At 74.1% G+C, this 23,062-nt stretch carries 18 protein-coding genes; 10 read left to right on the top strand and 8 right to left on the bottom strand.

The genetic code is table 11. The features are described 5' to 3' along the window. Positions 1–292 precede the first annotated feature (292 nt). The 6 genes from rsmI to ACYVOO_RS00030 all read left to right on the top strand — a co-directional run bounded on the left by rsmI (position 293) and on the right by ACYVOO_RS00030 (position 6,206). The gene (rsmI, locus tag ACYVOO_RS00005) at positions 293–1,168 is read left to right on the top strand and encodes a 16S rRNA (cytidine(1402)-2'-O)-methyltransferase (protein WP_461013580.1); all 876 of its coding nucleotides are present in this window, start codon (positions 293–295) and stop codon (positions 1,166–1,168) included. A gap of 154 nt (positions 1,169–1,322) precedes the next feature. After that, complete coding sequence (locus tag ACYVOO_RS00010; protein WP_461013581.1) at positions 1,323–1,640, top strand: hypothetical protein; 318 nt, start codon at positions 1,323–1,325, stop codon at positions 1,638–1,640. A gap of 113 nt (positions 1,641–1,753) precedes the next feature. Further along, positions 1,754–2,569 carry a TatD family hydrolase gene (locus ACYVOO_RS00015; protein WP_461013582.1) on the top strand — a complete coding sequence of 272 codons (816 nt, stop codon included), beginning with the start codon at positions 1,754–1,756 and terminating at the stop codon, positions 2,567–2,569. 131 nt (positions 2,570–2,700) lie between these two features. Then, complete coding sequence (locus tag ACYVOO_RS00020; protein WP_461013583.1) at positions 2,701–4,161, top strand: ubiquitin-like domain-containing protein; 1,461 nt, start codon at positions 2,701–2,703, stop codon at positions 4,159–4,161. A gap of 120 nt (positions 4,162–4,281) precedes the next feature. After that, positions 4,282–5,286 (top strand): 16S rRNA (adenine(1518)-N(6)/adenine(1519)-N(6))-dimethyltransferase RsmA, encoded by a 1,005-nt coding sequence (gene rsmA, locus ACYVOO_RS00025; RefSeq protein WP_461013616.1) that lies wholly within the window; start codon positions 4,282–4,284, stop codon positions 5,284–5,286. After that, on the top strand, positions 5,283–6,206 hold the full coding sequence (locus tag ACYVOO_RS00030) for a 4-(cytidine 5'-diphospho)-2-C-methyl-D-erythritol kinase (RefSeq protein WP_461013584.1): 924 nt from the start codon (positions 5,283–5,285) through the stop codon (positions 6,204–6,206). Before rsmA ends, ACYVOO_RS00030 begins: the two co-directional genes overlap by 4 nt. A gap of 964 nt (positions 6,207–7,170) precedes the next feature. On the opposite strand, the gene ACYVOO_RS00035 is transcribed toward ACYVOO_RS00030, so the two are convergent. Further along, positions 7,171–7,962, bottom strand: a complete 792-nt coding sequence (locus tag ACYVOO_RS00035) for an SDR family NAD(P)-dependent oxidoreductase (RefSeq protein WP_453346248.1) — start codon at positions 7,960–7,962, stop codon at positions 7,171–7,173. A gap of 188 nt (positions 7,963–8,150) precedes the next feature. Here ACYVOO_RS00035 and ACYVOO_RS00040 point away from each other — a divergent pair, with 188 nt between their 5' ends. Then, entirely contained in the window at positions 8,151–9,014 is an 864-nt protein-coding gene (locus tag ACYVOO_RS00040) for an arylamine N-acetyltransferase family protein (RefSeq protein WP_461013617.1), read from the top strand. Between the two features lie 28 nt (positions 9,015–9,042). On the opposite strand, the gene ACYVOO_RS00045 is transcribed toward ACYVOO_RS00040, so the two are convergent. The 5 genes from ACYVOO_RS00045 to ACYVOO_RS00065 form a co-directional block, all read right to left on the bottom strand. Further along, the gene (locus tag ACYVOO_RS00045) at positions 9,043–10,329 is read right to left on the bottom strand and encodes a serine hydrolase domain-containing protein (RefSeq protein ID WP_461013585.1); all 1,287 of its coding nucleotides are present in this window, start codon (positions 10,327–10,329) and stop codon (positions 9,043–9,045) included. A gap of 147 nt (positions 10,330–10,476) precedes the next feature. Further along, positions 10,477–11,241, bottom strand: coding sequence for an energy-coupling factor ABC transporter ATP-binding protein (locus ACYVOO_RS00050; RefSeq protein ID WP_461013618.1), 765 nt, complete (start codon positions 11,239–11,241; stop codon positions 10,477–10,479). 50 nt (positions 11,242–11,291) lie between these two features. Continuing rightward, positions 11,292–12,068 carry a cobalt ECF transporter T component CbiQ gene (gene cbiQ, locus ACYVOO_RS00055; RefSeq protein WP_453346245.1) on the bottom strand — a complete coding sequence of 259 codons (777 nt, stop codon included), beginning with the start codon at positions 12,066–12,068 and terminating at the stop codon, positions 11,292–11,294. A gap of 1 nt (position 12,069) precedes the next feature. Continuing rightward, positions 12,070–13,278 carry an energy-coupling factor ABC transporter permease gene (locus ACYVOO_RS00060; RefSeq protein WP_461013586.1) on the bottom strand — a complete coding sequence of 403 codons (1,209 nt, stop codon included), beginning with the start codon at positions 13,276–13,278 and terminating at the stop codon, positions 12,070–12,072. 155 nt (positions 13,279–13,433) lie between these two features. After that, positions 13,434–15,050: a sigma factor gene (locus tag ACYVOO_RS00065; RefSeq protein ID WP_461013587.1), complete on the bottom strand. Its 1,617-nt coding sequence runs from the start codon at positions 15,048–15,050 to the stop codon at positions 13,434–13,436. Between the two features lie 208 nt (positions 15,051–15,258). Here ACYVOO_RS00065 and ACYVOO_RS00070 point away from each other — a divergent pair, with 208 nt between their 5' ends. Together ACYVOO_RS00070 and ACYVOO_RS00075 are read left to right on the top strand one after the other, a co-directional pair. Further along, positions 15,259–15,672 (top strand): SsgA family sporulation/cell division regulator, encoded by a 414-nt coding sequence (locus ACYVOO_RS00070; protein WP_461013588.1) that lies wholly within the window; start codon positions 15,259–15,261, stop codon positions 15,670–15,672. A gap of 2 nt (positions 15,673–15,674) precedes the next feature. Then, the gene (locus tag ACYVOO_RS00075; protein WP_461013589.1) at positions 15,675–16,520 is read left to right on the top strand and encodes a PP2C family protein-serine/threonine phosphatase; all 846 of its coding nucleotides are present in this window, start codon (positions 15,675–15,677) and stop codon (positions 16,518–16,520) included. A gap of 108 nt (positions 16,521–16,628) precedes the next feature. Here the strand turns inward: ACYVOO_RS00075 and ACYVOO_RS00080 are convergent, their stop codons facing one another. Beyond that, positions 16,629–18,920, bottom strand: a complete 2,292-nt coding sequence (locus ACYVOO_RS00080; protein ID WP_461013590.1) for an MMPL family transporter — start codon at positions 18,918–18,920, stop codon at positions 16,629–16,631. 295 nt (positions 18,921–19,215) lie between these two features. Here ACYVOO_RS00080 and ACYVOO_RS00085 point away from each other — a divergent pair, with 295 nt between their 5' ends. Next, positions 19,216–22,851 carry a S41 family peptidase gene (locus ACYVOO_RS00085; RefSeq protein ID WP_461013591.1) on the top strand — a complete coding sequence of 1,212 codons (3,636 nt, stop codon included), beginning with the start codon at positions 19,216–19,218 and terminating at the stop codon, positions 22,849–22,851. On the opposite strand, the gene ACYVOO_RS00090 is transcribed toward ACYVOO_RS00085, so the two are convergent. After that, entirely contained in the window at positions 22,767–23,045 is a 279-nt protein-coding gene (locus ACYVOO_RS00090; protein ID WP_461013592.1) for a hypothetical protein, read from the bottom strand. The two genes, ACYVOO_RS00085 and ACYVOO_RS00090, sit on opposite strands and share 85 nt — an antisense overlap. Positions 23,046–23,062 lie beyond the last annotated feature (17 nt).

The following is a 23,062-nucleotide window of genomic DNA, read 5'->3' on the forward strand; positions in this document are numbered from 1 at the left end:
GAGGAGACACCCCGGCGCGGCACCGACCCCCACCACACAGCAACCCCACAACCACCGGCACAAGCCAAGAACCACGCGGCGCCAGCCGCATCGCACCGTCACCATACGCCGCGCCGTAGCCACCGGCCCGCACCCGAAAACGGCGCCCCGCCACACGCGCACCGCCCCCGTGACGCGGCACAAAAATCAGCGCGGGACCCTACGGTGCCCACTTGAGAGGCCGACCGTCCCGCGCAACACCCCCCGACAGGGGCCGGCGTCCACGGCCGCCTCCTCCTGGGAGGATAGGGGTGTGACTGGGACGCTCGTACTCGCAGGGACCCCCATCGGCGACGCCGAAGACGCACCGCCCCGCCTCGCAAGGGAACTCGCCGAGGCGGACATCGTCGCCGCCGAGGACACCCGCCGCCTGCGCAGGCTGACGCAGGCACTCGGCGTGCGCCCCGAGGGCAGGATCGTGTCGTACTTCGAGGGGAACGAGTCGGCCCGTACCCCCGAACTCGCCGAAGCGCTCGCCGGAGGCGCCCGCGTGCTGCTGGTCACCGACGCCGGGATGCCGTCGGTCTCGGACCCCGGCTACCGGCTGGTCGCCGCCGCCGTGGAGCGCGGCGTGCGGGTCACGGCCGTCCCGGGCCCCTCCGCCGTGCTGACGGCGCTGGCACTGTCCGGGCTGCCGGTCGACCGGTTCTGCTTCGAGGGGTTCCTGCCCCGCAAGCAGGGCGAGCGCCTGGCGCGGCTGCGCGAGGCCGCGGACGAGCGGCGCACCCTCGTCTATTTCGAGTCCCCGCACCGGCTGGAGGCCGCGCTCGCGGCGATGGCGGAGGTGCTGGGCGGGGAGCGGCGTGCCGCGGTGTGCCGTGAGATGACGAAGACGTACGAGGAGGTCAGGCGCGGCCCCCTCAAGGAGCTGGCCGCCTGGGCGGCGGAGGGGGTGCGGGGCGAGATCACCGTCGTCGTCGAGGGCGCCCCGGAGCCGGATCCGGGGGAGCTGGACGCGGCCGAGCTGGCGCGCAGGGTCGCCGTGCGCGAGGAGGCGGGGGAACGCCGTAAGGAGGCCATCGCGGCCGTCGCGCGGAATGCGGGGGTACCCAAGCGTGACGTATTCGATGCGGTGGTAGCGGTAAAGAACGCGCACGATTCCACGGGCGGAAAGCCGACCGGCGAGTAAAGGGCTACGGTTAAAGGCAAAGCCGGACCCGTGCCGTGGCCGCCTTCGCTATGTGAAGGCCAAATCTGCCCCAATAACGCGAAAGGCTGCTGCGCTTCCTCGGAAAGGGGAGTCCACTGGTAAGTGGGCCACCCGCTCGGAGAGAGGAGCTGCCATGAATCACACGGGCAACAGTGGCGGGGGCGAGGCGAGTGACGCGGTCCACGAGTCCTACTCGTTCGCCTGCATGCGCTGCGGGCACGGCTGGGAGCAGGATTACGAGATAGTGCATCTCGAATATGCCGACGGCCGCCCGCACATCGTCTACTACGCGGATGGCGCACGCGTCCCGTCCCCGCTCACTCACCCCACGTGCCTCAATTGCGAGGGACACCTGGTGAGGATCATGCGTTCGGGCCGGGTTTCCACGGCGGAGGCCGCATTGCCGCACCACAGGTCTCCCGTACAGCCGGTGATCCCGCGCACCGCGTGAAACCTCGCACCGCGTGAAAACCTCACGCCACAGGAAACTCTCGCACCACGTGAAACCCCCCACAGCATGATCCGGTGAATTGGCCGTGGCGGGCACGAATTATGATCGCGGGCATGCCGAAGACCGCACAGCCCGCACCGCCGCTGCCCGAACCGCTCCGTGTGCCGGTCGCCGACTCGCACACCCATCTCGACATGCAGGACTCCGGAGTCGAGGAGGCCCTCGCGGCGGCGGCCTCGGTCGGGGTCACCACGGTCGTCCAGGTCGGCTGCGATCTGGAGCGTTCGCGGTGGGCCGCCGAGACCGCCGCCGCTCACGCGTCGGTGCACGCGGCCGTCGCGCTGCACCCCAACGAGGCGCCCCGGGTGCCGGACCTCGACGCGGCGCTGGCGGGGATCGAGGAGCTGGCGGCGCTCCCTCAGGTGCTGGCCGTGGGCGAGACGGGGCTGGACTACTTCCGTACGGGCGAGGACGGCGTCGCCGCGCAGCAGCGCTCGTTCCGCGCGCACGTCGAGATCGCGAAGCGCCTGGACAAGGCCCTGGTCATCCACGACCGCGACGCGCACGAGGACGTGCTGCGCCTCCTCGACGAGGAGGGCGCGCCGGAGCGGACCGTCTTCCACTGCTACTCGGGCGACGCGGCCATGGCGGAGGTCTGCGCGGCCAAGGGCTACTTCATGTCCTTCGCGGGGAACGTCACCTTCAAGAACGCCCAGCCGCTGCGTGACGCGCTCGCCGTCGCGCCGCCCGAGCTGGTGCTGGTGGAGACGGACGCGCCGTTCCTGACCCCGGCACCGTACCGCGGACGGCCCAACGCGCCGTATCTCGTTCCGGTCACCCTGCGCGCGATGGCGGAGACGAAGGGGATGTCCGAGGACGTGCTGGCGGAGCACATCGCCAAGAACACGGCGCGCGCCTTCGGCTACTGAAGCCGCCTCCGGCCGCCGAAGCCGTCGGCACCCCCATATGGGCGACGCTGTGTAGTCGCGCCGCTTTGGAGAGTGACGCGCACTCCGCTACAGTCCCGGCCCGCCACACTGCCGGACGACCTTGGAGTGCCGTGAGTCAGCCGCACGCACCGTATGGCCCGCTGTACGAGACGCCGCAAGGCCCCTGGCACGCGTACGGGCAGGTCGGGAGGCACGGGGAGTACGGGGAGCCGGTTCGCGGGCAGGCGTACGCGCAGCCTTACGGGGCGCACTACGACTCCCCCGAGCCCTCCGACCCGTACGGGGAGTACGCGGGGTACGAGGGGTACGCGGCGGCCCAGGAGCCCGGACCCGAGCCCGAACCCGACGGCCCCGTACCCCCCGCCGCCCCACCCGTCGCCCCCAGCGGCGGACGCGCAGCGGCCCGCAAGGCGGCGGCAGGGTCACGGGGGCGCGGGAGACCGGGGCGCCTGGGGAGACCGGGGCGACCGGTCCCGCGCCCTGACGCGCTGCGGCGGCTGCTCCCGCAGGCGCTGGTCGTCGCGTTCCTCGCGGGCGGCACCTCCGCGTTCGTCGCGCACGACAAGGCGGTGCGGCTCAGCGTCGACGGCACCCCGCGCACCCTGCACACCTTCGCCGACGACGTCGGCGAACTGCTGGAGGACGAGGGCCTGAAGGTCGGCGCGCACGACATCGTCGCGCCGTCCCCGCACGAGCAGCTCGCCAACGGGGACGAGATCGCCGTGCGCTACGGCCGCCCCCTCTCCCTCGAACTCGACGGCAGCCAACGCCGGGTGTGGACCACGGCGCGGACCGTGGACGGCGCGCTCGACCAGTTGGGTGTGCGCGCCGAGGGCGCCTATCTGTCGGTGTCGCGCGGCGCGCGGATCGCGCGGCGGGGCCTGGACCTGTCCGTACGGACGGAGCGCGGCGTCACCTTCGTCGCCGACGGCCGCGAGCACACCGTGCGCACGAACGCGGCCACGGTCGAGGAGGCCCTGCACGAGGCGGGCATCGAGCTGACGGGCGACGACACCACGTCCGTAGCGCTCGACGGCTTCCCGCGCGACGGGCAGGTCATCAAGGTCATGCGCATCACGGGCGGCCAGAAGGTGGAGGAGGAGCGCATCCCGTACGACACCGTGCGCCGCGAGGACGCCTCGCTGAACAAGGGCACCGAGGTCGTGGAGCGGCAGGGGCGCCCTGGGCTGAGGCGGACCACGTACCGGCTGCGCACCGTGAACGGCGTCGAGGAGAAGCCGAAGCGCATCGGTACCGAGGTGGTGCGCCGCCCGCAGACCCGGATCGTCAAGGTGGGGACCAAGCCGATGCCGCGGTCCGTCGCGGGCGCCGACCATCTCAACTGGGGCGGTCTCGCGCAGTGCGAGTCGGGCGGCAGGCCGGACGCGGTGGACCCGTCGGGGACGTACGGCGGGCTGTACCAGTTCGACACCCAGACCTGGCGGCGCCTCGGCGGCAGCGGGAGGCCGCAGGACGCGTCGGGTGCCGAGCAGACGTTCCGCGCGAAGAAGCTCTACGTGGACAGGGGCGCGAGCCCGTGGCCGCACTGCGGGCGGCGACTCACGCGGTGAGCGCGCCCGTAAACTGACGCGGTGAGCGCAGCCCCCGACGACCCAGCCCCCGGCCCCTCCGACGGCCCGGCCCCCGGCCCCGACGCCGGGCACGCCGACCCCCTCCTCGGCGCCGCCGACATCCGCGAACTCGCCGACGCGCTGGGGGTGCGCCCCACCAAGCAGCGCGGCCAGAACTTCGTCATCGACGCCAACACCGTCCGCCGGATCGTGCGCACGGCCGGTGTACGCGCCGACGACGTGGTGGCCGAGATCGGCCCGGGGCTCGGCTCGCTGACGCTCGGGCTGCTGGAGACGGCGGAGCGGGTGACGGCCATCGAGATCGACGACGCGCTCGCCGCGGGGCTGCCAGCGACGGTAAGCGCGCGGCTGCCCGAGCGCGCCGGCCGCTTCGCGCTGGTGCACGCCGACGCGATGCGGGTGGGGCCCGCTGACCTGCCGGGCCCGCCGCCGACCGCGCTCGTCGCCAACCTGCCCTACAACGTCGCGGTGCCCGTGCTGCTGCACATGCTCGCGGTCTTCCCGACGATCGAGCGCACGCTCGTCATGGTCCAGTCCGAGGTCGCCGACCGGCTGGCCGCCGCGCCGGGTTCGAAGGTGTACGGGGTGCCGTCGGTCAAGGCCGCCTGGTACTGCGAGGTGAAGCGGGCCGGGGCGATCGGCCGCAACGTCTTCTGGCCCGCGCCCAACGTCGACTCGGGCCTGGTCTCGCTCGTACGCCGCGAGCCGCCGCGCACGAGCGCGGCCAGGGACGAGGTCTTCACGGTGGTCGACGCGGCGTTCGCGCAGCGCCGCAAGACGCTGCGCGCGGCGCTCGCGGGCTGGGCGGGCTCGGCGGCGGCTGCGGAGGAGGCGCTGCGCGCCGCCGGGGTGTCGCCCCAGGCGCGGGGCGAGGGGCTGACGGTCGAGGAGTTCGCCGCCATCGCCGAGCACGGGCCGCGCGGCGGCACGGGTTCCGGTTCCGGCGAAGGGGGACGGCGTACGTACGCACGCGAGGACGGCAGCGGGGACGGCGGCGGCACGGACGCCGCGCACGGCACAGGGCACGAGAACCACCACGAGAACAGCCACGAGGAGAACGGCCGCAGCGGCCGGAACGGAAAGCACAGGGGGAGCGCCGCGTGACCAGCACCGTCACCGTCCGGGTACCGGCCAAGGTCAACGTCCAGTTGGCGGTCGGCGGACGCCGCGCCGACGGCTTCCACGACCTGGCCAACGTCTTCCTGGCCGTCAGCCTCTTCGACTCGGTGAGCGCCACCCCAGCCGACGCGCTGCGGCTGACCGCCTCCGGGCCCGACGCGGGCGAGATCCCGCTCGACGGCACCAACCTCGCGGCCCGCGCGGCGAACGCGCTGGCCGCACGGCACGGCCTGGAGCCGCGCGTGCACCTGCACATCGCGAAGGACATCCCCGTCGCGGGCGGCATGGCGGGCGGCAGCGCCGACGCGGCGGGCGCGCTGCTCGCCTGCGACACGCTGTGGGGTACGAACACCTCGCGGGACGAGCTGCTCGCGCTCTGCGCCGAACTGGGCTCCGACGTGCCGTTCAGCCTGGTGGGCGGGGCCGCGCTGGGGCGGGGCAGGGGCGAGCTGCTGACGCCGCTGGAGACCGGCGGGTCGTTCCACTGGGTGTTCGCCGTCGCCGAGGGCGGGCTGTCCACACCGGCCGTCTACGGCGAGTGCGACCGGCTGCGCGAGAGCGCCGGTACGGGTGCGGGCGTCGCCGACGTCCCCGCGCCCGAGCCGTCGGACAGGCTGCTGGAGGCGCTGCGCACGGGCGACGCGGCGACGCTGGCCGGGGCGCTCTCCAACGACCTCCAGGCCGCTGCCGTCTCGCTGCGGCCCTCGCTCGCCGAGACGCTGGAGGCGGGCACGGCGGCCGGTGCGCTGGCCGCGCTGGTCTCGGGTTCCGGGCCGACGTGCGCGTTCCTCGCGAAGGACGCCGAGTCGGCGGCCTCCGTCGCCGAGTCCCTCCTCGCTTCCCGCACCTGCCGCACCGCCCGCCCCGCAACGGGCCCCGCCCCCGGAGCGCGGGTCCTCGCCTGATTCGTAAATAGATCGCGTCCAAGGTCGAGAAGCCCGATCCGCCTTCGATTTACAGGCCAACAGGGTGGGGCTCAGCCTCCGGACTACTGACCCTGGACGATGCAACGGCCGCCGCGCGGCCCTGCCCGTCCGGGCCCCGGGGCCGGCCGGTCGGCCCGACCGGCCGGTGAGCGGCTGGCCTCGGCGCCCCGCCCAGCATGCGTCTGCCGCAACCCGTGCGCCTGGGAGCCCAGCGCGCCGTGCGGCCCGCTCAGCCATGTCCAGCGCATCCGATGCCTCCGGTGTCGACGGCGTGGCCGACGCCCGGTCGGCCCGACCGACCGGTGAGCACCCGGGGGTCCCGGCACCCCGGCCCAGCACGCCGCCTGCCGCGGCCCCCGCTCCCGAGGACCCAGCACACCGCGCGGCCCGCTCACCTGCTCAACCCACCGGTCGGCCATGACCGGTGCATCCGGTGTCGGCGCGGACCGACGCCCGCTCGGCCGGTGAACAACCGGACCCCGGCACCCCGGCCCAGCACGCCGCCTGCCGCGGCCCCGCGCCCGGGGACCCAGCACACCGCGCGGCCCGCTCACCTGCTCAACCCACCGGTCGGCCATGACCGGTGCATCCGGTGTCGGCGCGGACCGACGCCCGCTCGGCCGGTGAACAACCGGACCCCGGCACCCCGGCCCAGCACGCCGCCTGCCGCGGCCCCGCGCCCGGGGCCCAGCGCCCATGTCCGGTGCACCCGACGCATCCGATGCCGACACGGACCGGTGCCCGATCGGCCGATGAGCGGCCGGGTCCCGCATGCCGTCTACTGCGGCCCCCTCCCCCGGGGAATCAGCGCACCGTGCCGCCCGCTGACCCGCTCAGCTCACCGCTCGGCCGTGACCAGTGCATCCCGTGCCAGCACGGACCGACGCCCGGCTGGCCCAGCGCAGCGGCTTGGCTCGTGAACAGCCCAGCGCAGCGCCCCCGCTCAGGCGCGGTCCTGGCCGCGCAGGGCGCGGCGGAGGCCGAGGTTGCTGAAGGTGAGGCCGCCGTCCACGGGGAGGGTGACGCCGGTGATCCAGGCGGCGTCGGACGAGGCGAGGAAGGCGGCGGCCGACGCGATGTCGCCGGGGTGCCCGACGCGGCCGAGCGGATACTCCGCGGCGGCGCGCTCCAGCGCCTCGCCCCTCCCCGCCCAGTTGGGCGTGTCGACCGTGCCGGGCGCGATGAGGTTGACGCGCACGCCGCGCGGGGCGCTCTGGCCCGCGAGCGTGCGGGTCAGGCTGGCCAGGCCCGCCTTCGCGGCGCTGTAGGCGTGGTTGCCGAAGTCCTGGCTGCCGTTGACGGAGCCGATGTTGACGATGGCACCCCGGCCCCCGGACGCCGCCAGATAGGGCATGGCGGCGCGGGAGCAGCGGAAGGCGCCGTTCAGGGTGATGTCCATGTCGCGCAGCCAACTGTCGTCCGACGCGTCCTCGAAGGAGTCGGCGTCGGGATGGCAGGAGTAGGCGTTGTTCACGAGGACGTCGAATCCGCCGAAGCGTTTCGCCACGAGCGCTGCCGTCTCCTCGACGGCGATCCTGTCCCCCACGTCGCAAGCGCGGCTCTCGGCCTCGCCGCCCGCCTCACGGATCCGTTCGGCGGCCTTCGCGGCCCGCGTCCCGTCGAGATCCGTCACCAGCACCTTCGCGCCCTCGTCCGCGAGCCGCCTGGCGATCGCCTCTCCGATCCCCCGCCCCGCGCCCGTCACCAGCGCCGCGTACCCCTCGAATCGCCGCATCGGGCGAGGCTAGCGCAGAACGCGCGCGCCGATCACCCGTACGAGACCCCTGAATCACGGCCCTGGCAGGGGCCGGGAATGCGCGGGGGCCCGGCGGGCGCTGATCATGGGAGGGCGCGGTCACCGGCCGGGACAGGCGAACCGAGCAAGCAGAGCAAGCAGAGCGAGACGGACGAGAAGTGGACAGCATCTGGCACGGCGAACAGCTCGACCTGGACGCCTACCTGGCCCGTATCGGCTACGGCGGGGAGCGCGCACCCACCTTCGACGCGCTGCGCGAGCTGCACCGCGCGCACGTGCTGGCGCTCCCGTTCGAGAACCTGGAGATCATCCTCGGCCGCGGCATCCCGCTGGACCTGGCCGCGCTCCAGGACAAGCTGGTGCACCGTCGGCACGGCACACGCGGCGCCTACTGCTTCGAGCACGTCACGCTCTTCGCCGCGGCCCTGGAGCGCTTCGGCTTCGGGCTGACGGGGCTGATGGGCCGGGTGCGGATGGGCTCGGACAAGGTCAAGCCGGAGACCCACGCGATGCTGCGCGTGGAGACGGCGGAGACGGCAGAGGGCCCGGAGACGGGGCGCGTGTGGCTGTGCGACGTCGGCTTCGGGTCCAGCCCGCTCACCCCGGTCGAGCTGGCCGACGGTGCGGAGGCGAGCGCCGACGACTGGCGCTACCGCCTGGAGTGGCGCACGGTGACGCCCGGCGCGCGGGGCTGGATGCTGTACGCGTGGGACGCGGCGGAAGGCCGCTGGTTCGACCGCCACGGCACGACGCCGGACCCGCGCTACCCCGTCGACTACGAGGTCGCGAACCACTTCGTCGCCACCCACCCTCGCTCCCCCTTCGTCACGCGTCCCTTCATCCAGCGGGTGCTGCCCGACCGGCTGCATGTGCTGGACGGGCTGACGCTGACGACCACCCGGCCGCTCGACGGCTCCCGCGAGGCGCGCGAGCTGGCGCCGGGCGAGGTACCCGAGGCGCTGGACGGTCTCTTCGGCATCCGGCTGGAGGCCGAGGACGCGCGGCGGCTGGTCGCCGGGCTGAACCCGTAGCGCTCCCTTCGTCGCCCGGCAGGCGCCGTCAGCCGCAGGCGCGCAGTGCCCGTACGAGGGCCTCGGCGCGCGGGTCCGAGGTGACCGAGCGCTGCATCGCGCGGGTGACGTAGGCGAATCCTGTCCCCGTCTCGGGGTCGGCGAAGGCCAGCGAGCCGCCGCGCCCCGGGTGCCCGAACGAGCCGGGGCCCAGCATCGGCGAGGCCGGGCCGTGCAGCATGAAGCCGAGGCCGAAGCGGGTGGAGACGACGAGCACCTGGTCGGGGCCCGAGGACTCCTCGGATCTGGCCTGGGTGAGCGTCGCCGGGGTGAACAGCCGCCGCCCGGCGCACGCGGCCTCCGGTTCCGGCTCCGCGCCCGGCGTCTCCGTCTCCGTCCCCGTCCCCGTCCCCGTCCCCGGCTCCGCGTGTACGGGGCCGATGAGCGCCGCGTAGAAGCGGGAGAGGGAGCGGGCCGTCGCGATGCCCGCTGAGCCGGGGAGTCCGGCGGCGCGGTAGGGGACGTCGTTCTCGTCGGGGTGCGGGTCGATGGAGCCGAAGGCGCGGCTGGTCAGCGAGGCCGGGTCCTCGTAGGCGTCGGTGACGGAGCGCTTGGGCCGCACGCGCAGCCCCTTGGCCGCCGGCGGGGGCGGCGTCTCGACGCGCTCACTGTGCGCGACCCGCCACTGCCCTGACGCGGGCAGCCCGAACCAGAGCGCGAGGTCGAGCGGGCGGGCGATCTCCTCGGCGAACCAGCGGCCGAGTGAGCGCCCCGTCGCCCTCCGCACGAGTTCGCCGAGCAGCCAGCTAAAAGTGTGCGGGTGGTAGCCGTGCGCGGTGCCGGGCTGCCAGGCAGGCGTCTGCGCGACGAGGGCGCGACGGCCGCTGACGCCGTCGATGGCCTCCTGCGGGGTGAGCGGCACATCGAGCGCGGGCACTCCGGCGCGATGCGAGAGCAGGTGCCGTACCAGCACGCGTTCCTTGCCGTTCGCCTTGAACTCGGGCCAGTAGGTGCCGACGGGCGCGTCCAGGTCGAGCTGTCCGCGCTGGTGCAGGATGTGCGGCACGGAGGCCGCTGGCCCCTTGCCCGCCGAGCGGACGACGACCGCCGTCCCCCGGGTCCACGGCTCCCCGTCGGGCCCCTTGGTGCCGCCCCACAGATCCACGACCTTGCGCCCGTGCCTGTGCACCGTCACGGCCGCGCCGGTGTCGCCGCGCTCGGCGAAGTTGCGTACGAAGGCGTCCCGGACCGGTTCAAAACCGTCCGCCACCGTGCCCTGGACGTCGACCACGTTTTCTTCGCTCCCGCCGCTTTCCGTCTGCTGTGCGACATCCATGGTGCAACGGGCCGCTGATGCGGTTACGCACCGGGACCGGCTTCGGGCCCCGGCCGGGCGGGCTCACGGCCCGCTCGCGCGGCCCCACGCGATCCACTCGCGCGGGTCGCCGAGGCCCACTCGTACGGGGCCCCGCGCGGGCTCGCGCTACCGGCCGCCCGGCACCGTGACCGACCTCGGGTCGAAGCCGAACGGCAGCTCCAGCCGGTGCGCGGCCATCAACTCGCCGTCGCACAACAGCTCCTGCGTGCCGCCGTCCGCCGCGATGACCCCGTCGCTGAGGACGACGGAGCGCGGGCACAGCTCCAGCGCGTACGGGAGGTCGTGCGTGACCATCAGCACGGTGACGTCCAGGGCGCGCAGGATGTCGGCGAGTTCGCGGCGCGAGGCCGGGTCGAGGTTGGAGGAGGGCTCGTCGAGGACGAGGATCTCGGGGCGCATCGCGAGCACGGTGGCCACGGCGACGCGGCGGCGCTGCCCGAACGAGAGGTGGTGCGGCGGGCGGTCCGCGTACGCCGCCATGCCGACCTGGGCCAGCGCGTCGTGCACCCGCGACTCCAGCTCGGCGCCGCACAGCCCGGCCGAGGCGGGCCCGAAGGCCACGTCCTCGCGGACGGTCGGCATGAAGAGCTGGTCGTCGGGGTCCTGGAAGACGATGCCGACGCGGCGGCGGATCTCGGCCAGGTCCCGCTTGCCGACGGGCAGCCCGGCGACGGTGACGGAGCCCGCGCCCGCCGTGAGGATGCCGTTGAGGTGGAGGACGAGGGTGGTCTTGCCCGCACCGTTGGGGCCGAGCAGCGCGACGCGCTCGCCCCGCTGGACGGTGAGGTCGACGCCGAACAGTGCCTGGTGGCCGTCGGGGTACGCGTAGGCCAGCCCGGAGACCTGGAGGGAGGGGGTCGGGGGCGACATGGGGTGCGAGTGGTGGTTCGGGCGGGGGTTCGGGCGGGGGTTCGGGTCGGTCACAGCAGCCATCCCAGCAGGCAGATCGCGAGGGCGGAGAGCGGGAGCGCGGCGGCGCGGCGCCACTGCGCGCCGGACGCGGTCACCTCGTCGATGACGGGCATCGAGCCGGTGTAGCCACGGCTGACCATGGCGAGGTGGACGCGTTCGCCGCGCTCGTAGGAGCGGATGAACAGGGCACCGGCGGACTTGGCGAGCACGCCCCACTGCCGTACGCCACGGGCCTCGAAGCCCCGGGAGAGGCGGGCGATGCGCATGCGGCGCATCTCGTCGGTGACGACGTCCCCGTAGCGGACCATGAACGAGGCGATCTGGACGAGCAGCGGGGGCAGCCGCAGCCGCTGGAGTCCGAGGAGGAGTTCCCGCAGTTCGGTCGTCGAGGCCAGCAGGACGGAGGCGGCGACGCCGAGGGTGCCCTTGGCGAGGACGTTCCACGCGCCCCACAGCCCCGGCACGGACAGCGACAGCGCCCCCAGCACAGGCACGTCCACCTCGGTGCGCTGCCCCTCGGCCACGAACGGCATCAGCACGGCGAAGGCGACGAACGGCACCTCGATCAGCATCCGCTTCAGCACCCGCGCGGGCGCCACGCGGGCCACGGCGGCGACGGCCGCGAGCAGCACCGCGTACAGCCCGAAGGCCCACATCGCCTCGCGCGGCGTGGAGACGACCACGACGACGAAGCAGAGGACGGCGGCGAGCTTGCAGTGCGGCGGCAGGGCGTGCACGGGCGAGTGCCCGTGCTGGTAGAGCAGATGCGCGTGTCCGGCGCCCATGTCAGACCTGACCGCCCTGGCCGGGTTCGCTTCCGGACCGGGAAGTTGAGGTGGCCGAGGGTGACGTTGATGCGGCGGCGGCCGTGCGGCGGCGTACGACGAGGAAGACGCCCGAGCCGACGGCGAGCGTCACCCCGACACCGATGACGCCCGCGAGGCCGCCCGAGAGGCGGGAGTCCGCGATGTCCTTGACGCCGTAGTCGGCCAGCGGGGAGTCCTCGGCGGCGTGGTCCTCCGCCTTCTTGTCGATGCCGTTGTCGGCGGCGACCTTCTCCAGCCCGTCGGGGCTGGCAGACGCGTAGAAGCTGACGACACCCGCGCAGACGAGGGCCGCGACGAGCCCGGCGAGCCAGATCCGCCACGTGGAGCGGCGGCCCGTGGCCGTCGCGCCGGGCTCCTCCGCGTCCGGGCCGGAAGCGGAAGTGGAAGCGGAAGCCGGAACGGAAGCCGGAACGGAAGCGGCAGGGGGCGTGCCCTGAGCGCCCGAGCCGGGGGCCGCGGGTGCCGCCGGGCTCACCACGCGCAGCGCGAGCGGCGAGGCCATCACGTCCCGCGCGCCGTGCACGAGGTCGGGGCGCACGGCGACGACGGCGCCGACGGTCAGCGCCGTGATCGCGGCCTCCCCGATGCCGATCAGCACATGGACCCCGACCATCGCGGCGAAGACCTTGCCGAGCGCGACGTCGGCCGTGCCGCCGAGCGCGTAGATGAGGGTGAAGGCGACGGCGGCGGCGGGCACGGATATCAGCGCGGCGACGAACGAGGCGGCCGTGACCGCGCCCTTGCGCGCAGGACCCGTGCCCTTGCCGCGCGTCAGGACGCGCAGCAGGCCGCGGAAGATCCCGTACGCGACGAGGACGGTGACCACGCCCATGTCCGTGATGTTGACGCCCAGCGCGGTGAGCCCGCCGTCGGCGAAGAGGATGCCCTGCATCAGCAGGACGACGGCCACGCAGAGCACACCCGTGTACGGGCCGACGAGTATCGCGGCCAGCGCACCGCCCAGCAGATGGCCGCTCGTACCGGCCGCGACGGGGAAGTTGAGCATCTGCACGGCGAAGATGAACGCCGCGACCAGCCCGGCCAGCGGTGCGGTCCGCTCGTCCAGCTCGCGGCGCGCACCGCGCAGCGAGACGGCGACGGCACCGGCGGCGACCACGCCCGTCGCGACGGATACGGGTGCGTTGATGAATCCGTCGGGGACATGCATGCGGCGCTCCGGTTCTCGACACTCCCAGCTCTGACGGCTGGCTGCGCAACCGTTTGATGATAGTCGCTACCTGCAAACCCTTTGCAAGAGTGCCTTGTGCGCGACTACGGAGCGGGGTGGGACGGGCCGGGACCGGACGGGGCGGGGCGGGACCGTCAGCGGTACTGGCACACGTAGACGGGGTGTGCGCCGACGCACGTCCCGTGCGGCGCGACGGCGGAGCCCGTCGTGGAAGCCGTCGCCGAGCCCGTCGTGGAGCCCGTGGGCGCGGTCGGCGTGGGGCTCTGCTCCGGTATGTGGCTCGGGCTGGGCGAGGGCGCGGGCGACGAGGGCTCTTCCGAGGGGGAACCGGAAGGAGATCCGGAAGGCGAGTCCGACGGGTCCCGCGAGGGATCAGGCGTCGGGCTGTCCGAGGGCCCGTCCGTCGCGGGGCTGTCCGAGGGGGAGTTCGACGGGGACTTCGACGGAGGGTCCGAAGGGGAGTCGGAGGGCTCGCGCGAGGCGGGCCCGCCGGAGGGTGCCGTCGAGTCCTCGGGCTCCGTGGACTCCGGGCGCTGCGCGGTCTCCTTGGACTCCTTGGACTCCTTGGACTCCGGGCGGGGGTAGCGCGTGTCCGGGTGGCCGTTCGTCTCCGTCGGGCCGGCGCTTCCGGGGCCGGGGGTGCGCTCCCCGGACCCGTCCTTACCCCCGTAAGAGGAGGACGGGGGCGCCGTCGACTCGCCGGAGCCCTGGGCACGCTCACCCGCAGGCTGCTCGTGCCCCGTGACGGCCAGCCCGGCCACGGCCACCGCGCCGACGGCCGCGAGGCCCACGACCCCCACCGTGGCCTGCGTCGGCAGCTTCCCGACCGTCTCCCTGGCGAACCGCAGGGGCCCGAGCACGACGCCCGAGACCCCGGACCCGCCGGAACCGGAAGCCGAACCGGACCCGGACCCGGAGGACCCGGAACCCGAGGCCGCGCCCGCCCCGGCCAGCGCCGCCCAGACCTTCGCGCCGCCACCCGCCAGGACCACCAACAGCGCCGGCCCGACCAGCGCGGGCAGCCTGTCGTTCGCGCGCATCAGCAGCGCCATCCGCTCCCGGCAGTCGGCGCACTCCCCCAGGTGCCGCTCCAGGTCACGGGTGGCACGGTCGGAGCCCATGCCCCGCACATGCGCGGGCAGCCGCTCCCAGTGCGCGGCGCAGGCGGCGTCCCTCGGGGTGCCGGGCTGCTGGCGCAGGAACCCCTGGCGCAGCCCTTCGCGGGCCCGGTGCAGCAGGACGGCCGTCGCGTTGCGGCTGGAGCCGAGCGTGCGGCCCACCGCCTCCAGCGGCTGGTCCTCCGCCTCGGCCAGCCACAGCGCCTTCACCTGCCGCTCGGGAAGCTGCTCCAGCACCCTGGCCAGCAGGTCCACGTAAGCGACCCGCTGCCCCGGGTCACCGCCGGGCCCGGCGCCCGGCCCGGACCCCGGGCCCAGCCCGCGCGGGGTCTCGCGGGCCTGCGCCGCACCGACCGTCAGGGCGAGGTTGCGCACGACGGTACGGAGGTAGGCGGGGACGTTCTCGACCTCGTACCCCGAGGAGATCCGCCGCCAGACCCGGAAGTGGGCCTCGGCGACCAGGTCCTCGGCCAGCCAGGGGTTGGCCGTCAGGGTGCGCGCGTAGGAGACGAGCCCGGGGTGCTCCTCCTCGTAGACGCGCGCGTACGCCTGCGCGTCGGAGACAGCACCGGTGCCGGTATCGGCGGCGGCCTCGGCTTCGGCCCCCTCGGCGCGGTGTCGGGGGTCGTTCATGGCAGGAAACTCCCTTGGCTGGTGCGACTTAAACCGTAAGTGCCATTTGACCCATTTAGAGGTGGCATAGGTCACATTCCGCCAGCCCTGTGGCACAGCTCACCCCGTTTTCCGGGTGACCCCCGTAATGCACCACGCGTCTCACAGGTCGAAGGGGCAACACGGAGCTGTGCGGCTCCGGCGCCCCCGACCCCCAGAGGAGCAGACGATGTCCGCAGTCATCGACCACATCGCACAGGCACGCCTGATCGCTCAGCCGCCCGCCGGGCGGACGCTGAGCGCTGCCCTCCGGTACGACGGTGGCGACCCGCTCGCCGTCCGGCTCGTCTTCCCCGCCGACGCGTCCCTCGACGGGGCCGAGGTGACCTGGGCCTTCGCCCGCGATCTGCTGATCGAGGGGCTGCGCGCCCCCTCGGGCGACGGCGACGTGCACGTCTGGCCCTGTGGACCCGACCGTACGGTGATCGAGCTGCGCTCGCCGGAGGGCGTCGCCCTGCTGGAGTTCCGCAGCGCGGATCTGCGGCACTTCCTGCTGCGCTCGTACGACGTCGTGGCCCCCGGCAAGGAACCCCTGCGGCTCGGGCTCGAACGCGGGCTCGCCGCACTGCTCAGGGGTGTGTAGCCATGGCCACCGGACACCTGACCCACGGCCGCCCCGGCGCCCCGCCGACGCCCCCGACACCGCCGACGCCGCCCCTGGCGACGGCACCCGCACCGGCGAACGCCCCCGGCACCCCTGGCGCCCCCGGCGTCGCCGCGGGCCGTGACGGCGGCGACCTGCACGCGACGGCCGACACCCCGTACGGGCTGCGGCTGCTGATCGGCGACGTACGCGGCAAGGGCCCGGAGGCGGCCGGGGGCGCGAACGCGCTGCTCGGCGCGTTCCGCACGGCCGCGCACCGCGCGCCCACGCTGCACACCCTCGTCGACATGCTGGAACAGGCCATGCTCCGGCACACCTCGCGCCGCGAGGGGCCGCTGGCCGACGAGCACTTCGCCTCCGTCGTGGCGGCCGAGCTGAGCCCCGTGACCGGCGTGCTGCGCCTGCTCAACCGGGGCCACCCCGCGCCCCTGCTGCTGCGCCCCGGGCTCCCTGGACACCCGTCCGGGCACGGCACCGTACGGGCGCTGAAGCCGGTGCGGCCCGGTCTGCCCCTCGGGCTGCGGGCGCTGGCCCCGGCGCGGGGTGCGGCCGGTACCGTCGCGCTGGCCTTCCCCGAGGATGCCACGCTCCTGCTGATGACGGACGGCACGACCGAGGCCCGCGACGCGCGGGGCGCCTTCTACGACCCCGTGCGGCGGCTGGCCCCGTACGCCGCGAGCACCCCCGCAGAGCTGGTCCGGCACCTGCGCCGCGACGTGCACGCGCACACGGACGGCCACGTCAGGGACGACATGGCCGTGCTGGCGATGCGCCCTTCGCGGGCGCGGGCCGCCGCCTCCCGCTGGGAGACGGCCACCACGCCGTAGCCGCCTGAGCCGGGCGGACGTACCGGCCGGGCGGCGCGAGGGACCCGGCGCATCGCACCGGGCCCCCCTCGGCCCCCGTCGGACAGGGGCCCGTCGGACCGGGGCCCGTCAGACCCCGCTCGACTCGTGGTCGCGCTGCCTCGGGATCCACGGCTTCGGTGCGGGCCCGCGGGACTCGCCGGACCCGTCACCGTCGGCCCCCTTGGGCGCTTCTGCCTCCAGCCGCCGGCGCAGCTTCTCGCCCTCCACGTCGACGTTCGGGAGGATGCGGTCGAGCCGGCCCGGCAGCCACCACGCCTTCTTGCCCAGCAGCGCGAGCACGGCCGGGACGATGGCCATCCGCACCACGAACGCGTCGAAGAGGATCGCGACGGCGAGGCCGAAGCCCATCATCTTGATCATCGCTTCCGAGGCCCCGATGAAGCCCGCGAAGACGCTGATCATGATCACCGCGGCCGCCGTGACGACGCGGGCACCCAGCTCGAACCCGGTGATGACGGCCTGCCCCGGCCCCTCCCCGTGCACATACGCCTCGCGCATGCGCGTCACCAGGAAGACCTCGTAGTCCATCGCCAGGCCGAAGATGACCCCGACCATGAAGATCGGCATCATGCTCATGATCGGCCCGGTCTGCTCGACGCCGATCAGCCCCGCCAGCCAGCCCCACTGGAAGACGGCCACCACGGCACCCAGCGCCGCCAGGACCGACAGCAGGAAGCCGAGCGCGGCCTTCAGCGGGACGAGCACGGAGCGGAAGACGAGCATCAGCAGCAGGAAGGCCAGCCCGACGACGAGCGCCAGGTAGGGCACGAGCGCGTCGTTCATCACCTGGGAGAAGTCGATGGTGACGGCCGTCGCGCCCGAGACCAGCACCTTCGCGCCCGTCGCGGACTCGATCTGACCCGCCTGGTCGCGGATGGCGTGGACGATGTCCTCGGTCTCCGTGCTGCTCGGCCCCGACTCCGGGATGGCGGTGAGGGTCGCGGTGTCGCCGGTCTTGTTGAAAACGGGCGGCGCGGCGGCCACGACGCCGTCGGTCTTCGCGACCCGCTCGCCGACCTCACGCGCCGCCGCCTTCGGATCGTCGCTCTGCCGGGTGTCGACGACCACCATCAGCGGCCCGTTGAAGCCGGGCCCGAAGCCGTCGGACAGCAGGTCGTACGCCTTGCGCTGCGTGGTGTCCGCGGGCTGGTTGCCCTCGTCGGGCAGGCCGAGCTGCATGCTCGCGGCCGGTACGGCGATGGCGCCGAGGCCCAGTACGGCCACGGCGAGCACCATCAGCGGACGGCGCAGCACGAAACCCGCCCAGCGCGCGCCCGCCGGGGGCCTGGCGCCCTCGGCGCGCCGGGCCGGTACCCCGGTCCCGGGGTTGGCCTTGCGCACCTTGCGCCCGTAGATGCGCTTGCCGACGAGGCCGAGCGCGGCGGGCACCAGCGTGATCGCCACGAGGACGGCGATGACGACGGTTCCCGCTGCGGCGAGGCCCATCTTGGTGAGGACCGGGATGTTGACGACGGCGAGTCCCGCGAGCGCGATGACCACCGTCAGCCCGGCGAACACGACGGCGGAGCCCGCCGTGCCCACGGCCCGGCCAGCGGCCTCCTCACGCTCCCGGCCCCCGACCAGTTCGGCGCGGTAGCGGGAGGCGATGAACAGGGCGTAGTCGATGCCGACCGCGAGGCCGATCATCATCGCCAGGGTGGTGGTGTTGGCCGACAGGCCGAGCGGCGAGCCCAGCACGGCGATGCCCGAGATGCCGATCATGACGCCGATCAGCGCCGTGATCAGCGGCAGCCCGGCCGCCACCAGCGAGCCGAAGGTGAGGACGAGGACGACGGCGGCGACGGCGATGCCGAAGATCTCGCCGTTGCCCATGTCGGGCTCGGTCAGCAGCGCGTCGCCGCCCGTCTCGACGGTCAGCCCCGCGTCGCGCCCGTGCTGGGCCGCGTCCTCGATGCCCTCGCGGGTGGCGTCGGTGAGGTCGGTGGTGGCGACCTTGTAGGTCACCGAGGCGTAGGCGGTGGTGCCGTCCTTGCTGACGGCGCCGCTCTTCGGCGCGAACGGGTCGGAGACGGCGGCGGCCTGCCCGCCGTCGCCCAGCTCCTTCACCGTCTCCTGGACGGCGGCCCTGTTGTCGGTGGCCGTGATCTTCTCGCCGTTCGGTGCGCGGAAGACCATGCGGGCCGTGGCGCCGTCGGCGTTGGCGTCGGGGAAGCGGTCCTCCAGGAGGTCGAAGGCTTTCTGGGCCTCCGTGCCGGGGAGCGCGAAGTCGTCGTCCGGTGGACTGGAAGCGGTGGAGGCGCCCACTCCGGCGGCGACGAGCAGCGCCACCCATATGAGGGCGACGAAGCGGCGCCGCCGGAAGGCGAGTCTGCCGAGCTTGTACAGGAACGTGGCCACGAGCGTGTCTCTCCGGTCTCGGATCGGTATGGACGGAAGACGAAAACGGAGGCTGACGTCCCGGGTGGGGGGCCACGGTCGTGCCACGGGTGTCAGCTCATGCCAAAAGACGCCGCCTCGCACGAGGAGGGTGAGCGCGGGCGCGTAATGAGGGGTACGTCACAGGGTGAGGGTGAACCGTACGAGTTGCCGGAGGGCGGTTCGCCGCGAAACATACCTTTCATGGCGCATCCAGCACGATGTCCGGCTTCTTCCTCGACGGGATACGCGATGGCATGTGGCCGTGGGGGAACCCGTGGCTGAGGGAACGCAGGGGGACGTCTATCTCCGGTACCCGCATCTGCACGGCGACCTCATCTGCTTCGTCGCCGAGGACGACCTCTGGGTCGCGCCCCTCGTCCCGGACCCCGACATGTCCAACACCGCGCCCCCGTCCTCCCCGTCGGCCACCGACCGCAAGGCGCGCCCCTGGCGGCTGACCGTGGACAGGACGCGCATCGGCACCCCGCGCTTCTCGCCCGACGGCACGCACATCGCGTACACCAACTGGCGCAGCCTCGACCCCGAGGTCTATCTCGCGCCCGTGGACGGCGGCCCCGCGCGGCGGCTCACCTACTGGGGAGCCCGCGACACCCGCGTGTGCGGGTGGACGCCCGAGGGGGACATCCTCGCCGTCGCGTCGCACGGGATGCCCTTCTCGTACTACACGTGGTCCTACCGCTTGCCCACCGACGGCAGCCCCGGCAGCCGCCTGCCGTGGGGGCCCGTCGCGGACATCGCCGTCGCCGAGCTGGACGGGGAGCGCAGGACGCTGCTGCTCACCGGCAAGCCCCCGCACGAACCGGCCGCCTGGAAGCGGTACCGGGGCGGGGCCATGGGGAAGCTGTGGCTGCACGGGGACGAGGTGCTGCCGGGGATCGGGGGGCATCTGGACTCGGTGATGTTCGTGGGGTCGCGGATCGCGTTCCTCTCGGACCACGAGGGCGTCGGCAACCTGTACTCCTGCCGCCCCGACGGCTCCGACCTGCGACGGCACACCGACCACGCGGACTTCTACGCCCGCCACGCGTCCACCGACGGACGCCGCGTCGTCTACCAGTGCGCGGGCGACCTCTGGCTCGTCGACGACTTCTCGCGCACCGGCACCCCGCGCCGCCTCGACGTCCGGCTGGGCGGACCGCGCGCGGGCCGCCGTACGTACCAGGTGCCTGCCGCCGCCAACGTCGACTCCCTCGCCGTGGACCCGACGGGGCGGGCCAGCGCCGTCTGCGTACGCGGCAGCCTCTACTGGCTCACCCACCGCGACGGCCCCGCGCGCACCATCGCCGACACTCCGGGCGTGCGGGTGCGGATGCCGGAGATGCTGGGGGACACGGGGCGGATCGCTTACGTGACGGACGCGGACGGCGAGGACGCCGTCGAGATCGCGGACCTGCCGCGCGCGATGCGTCCGCGCCCGCCGCGGAGGCTGGCCGCCGGGCTGCTCGGGAGGGTACGCGAGCTGGTCGCCTCGCCCGACGGCGAGACGCTCGCCGTCGCGTCGCACGACGGGCGGCTCCTGCTGGTGGATCTGCGCGAGCTGAGCGCGGAGGACGGCGCGGCGGGATCGACGGGCGGGGCGGGCGGGGCGGGCGCGGCGGGCGCGGCGGGCGCGGGCAAGGGCCCCGTGCTGCGCAGGGCGGACGTCGCGCCCGCGCCGGAACCCGAGCAGCCGGAGCGGCCGGAGCAGGCTGCGCAGCCGGAGCAGCCGGAGAAGGCCGCGCAGCCCGAGCAGCCCGAGCCGGATGATGCGACGGTGCCCCGCTTCACCGTCACCGAGCTGATCCGCTCCCTCAACGGCCCCGTGCACGACCTCGCCTTCTCCCCCGACTCGCGCTGGCTGGCCTGGGCGCATCCGGGCGTCGGGCGCTCGCTCAGCCAGATCAAGATCGCGAAGCTGGACGGGAAGGGCCCCGTCGGCGGCGCGGGCCCCGTCCTGGACGTGACGGACGGCCGGTTCGAGGACGAGCAGCCGGTGTTCACGCGCGACGGCCGCTACCTGGCGTTCCTCTCCTGGCGCGGCTTCGACCCCGTCTACGACGTGCACACCGGCGACCTCTCCTTCCCGCTCGGCTGCCGCCCGTACCTCGTCCCCCTGTCCTCCGCGACGCCCTCGCCCTTCGCGCTGTCCCCGGAGGGCCGCCCGGCGGCTGGCGGCCTGGACCCCATGGACAGCGGCGGCGGGTACGGGTCCGTGCTGGTGGAGGCGGAGGGGCTGGCGAGCAGGGTCACGCCGTTCCCGGTGACGGCGTCGAAGTACTCGGCGCTGCGCCCCGTCTCGGGCGGCGGCCTCATCTGGCTGCGGTTCCCGATCTCGGGCGCGCTGGGCGAGACGTTCGCCAACCCGGCGGACATGTCGGGGCGGCCCACCCTCGAACACTTCGACCTCGTCAAGGCCAAGCGCACCGAACTCACGGCGGACGTGGACTGGTTCGCGCTGAGCGGCGACGGTTCACGGCTGGTGCTCAACGCGGAGGGCGAGCTGCGCGCGGTGCCCTCGTTCGAGACGCCCGACGCCGACTCGACGACGTTCATCGACCTGCGCCGCATCCTCCACGACGTGGACCCGGCGGCCGAGTGGCGGCAGGCGTACGCGGAGGCGGGGCGGCTGATCCGCGCCTACTTCTGGGAGCCGGAGATGTGCGGCATCGACTGGGACGCGGTGCTGGAGCAGTACCGTCCGCTGGTCGAACGGGTCGCCTCCCCTGACGAGTTCGCCGATCTGCTGCGGGAGGTGATGGGCGAGCTGGGCACGTCGCACGCGTACGTGGCACCCGCGCGGCGCAACGAGGGCCCGCCCCACTACCAGCGCCCCATCGGGCTCCTGGGCGCCGACTTCGCGCGCACGCCCAGCGGCGAGTGGCGCGTGGCACGCATCCTGCCCGGCAACTCCTCGGACTCCAAGGCGCGCTCGCCCCTGGCGGGTTCGGGCATCAGGGAGGGCGCCGTCCTCACGCACATCGACGGTCGGCCCGTCGATCCGGTGACCGGTCCCGCGCCGCTGCTGGCTGCGGCAGGGGGGACGACGGTGGAGCTGTCCTTCGTCCCCGTGGACCCGGGCGCTCCGGCGCTCCCGGACGGGGCGGACGGGGCGGAAGAGGCCGAGGAGCCCCTGGCGAGGGTGCTGCCGCCGCGCCGTATCGCCGTCGTCCCCCTCGTCGACGAGCGCCCGCTGCGCTACCAGGACTGGGTGGCCAGGCGGCGCGAGGTCGTCCGCGAGCTGAGCGGCGGCAAGTGCGGCTACCTCCACATCCCCGACATGGGCGGCTCTGGCTGGGCCCAGTTCAACCGGGACCTGCGGATGGAGGTGGCCAGGCCCGCGCTGATCGTGGACGTACGCGGCAACGCGGGCGGGCACATCAGCGAGCTGGTGGTCGAGAAGCTGACCCGCACCATCCTCGGCTGGGACCTCGCCCGCGACGCACAGCCCGTCAGCTACGCCAGCAACGCGCCCCGGGGCCCGCTCGTCGCCCTCGCCGACGAGGGCACCTCCTCCGACGGCGACATGATCACCGCCGCCTTCCGCCTGCTGGGCCTGGGCCCGGTCGTCGGGGCACGCACCTGGGGCGGGGTCGTCGGCATGACGGGGCGGCACCGGCTGGTGGACGGCACGGTGATCACGGTGCCGATGAACGCGGCCTGGTTCGACGCGTACGGGTGGTCCGTCGAGAACCACGGGGTGGCCCCGGACATCGAGACGGTGCGCACGCCCCTGGACTGGGCCGAGGGCCGCTACACGATCCTGGACGAGGCCGTCCGCACAGCCCTCGACCTCCTCGCCGAACACCCCGCCGCCGAACCCCCCGACTACAGCGACACCCCCGACCGCCGCCGCCCGCCCCTGCCGCCACGCGGGATGGACGGGGACGGGGGCGGGGGCGGGGGTTCGTAGCAGCGGGTGACGTCGATGGTCCTGGTCCGGGCGACGACGTAGGCGTTCCCGTCCTCGAACTCCACGCGCTTACGGGCGGGGTACACCTCCCGCACGTCCCGGACGCGGTGCGGGATGCCGCCCACGGCGATCACGTCACCGGGCCGGAGGTCGCTGGCGAGGATGGTCAGGGTCCGTACGAGGGGAGAGAGCACGGGGATCTCCAAGGGGA

This window comes from Streptomyces daliensis (assembly GCF_054782395.1).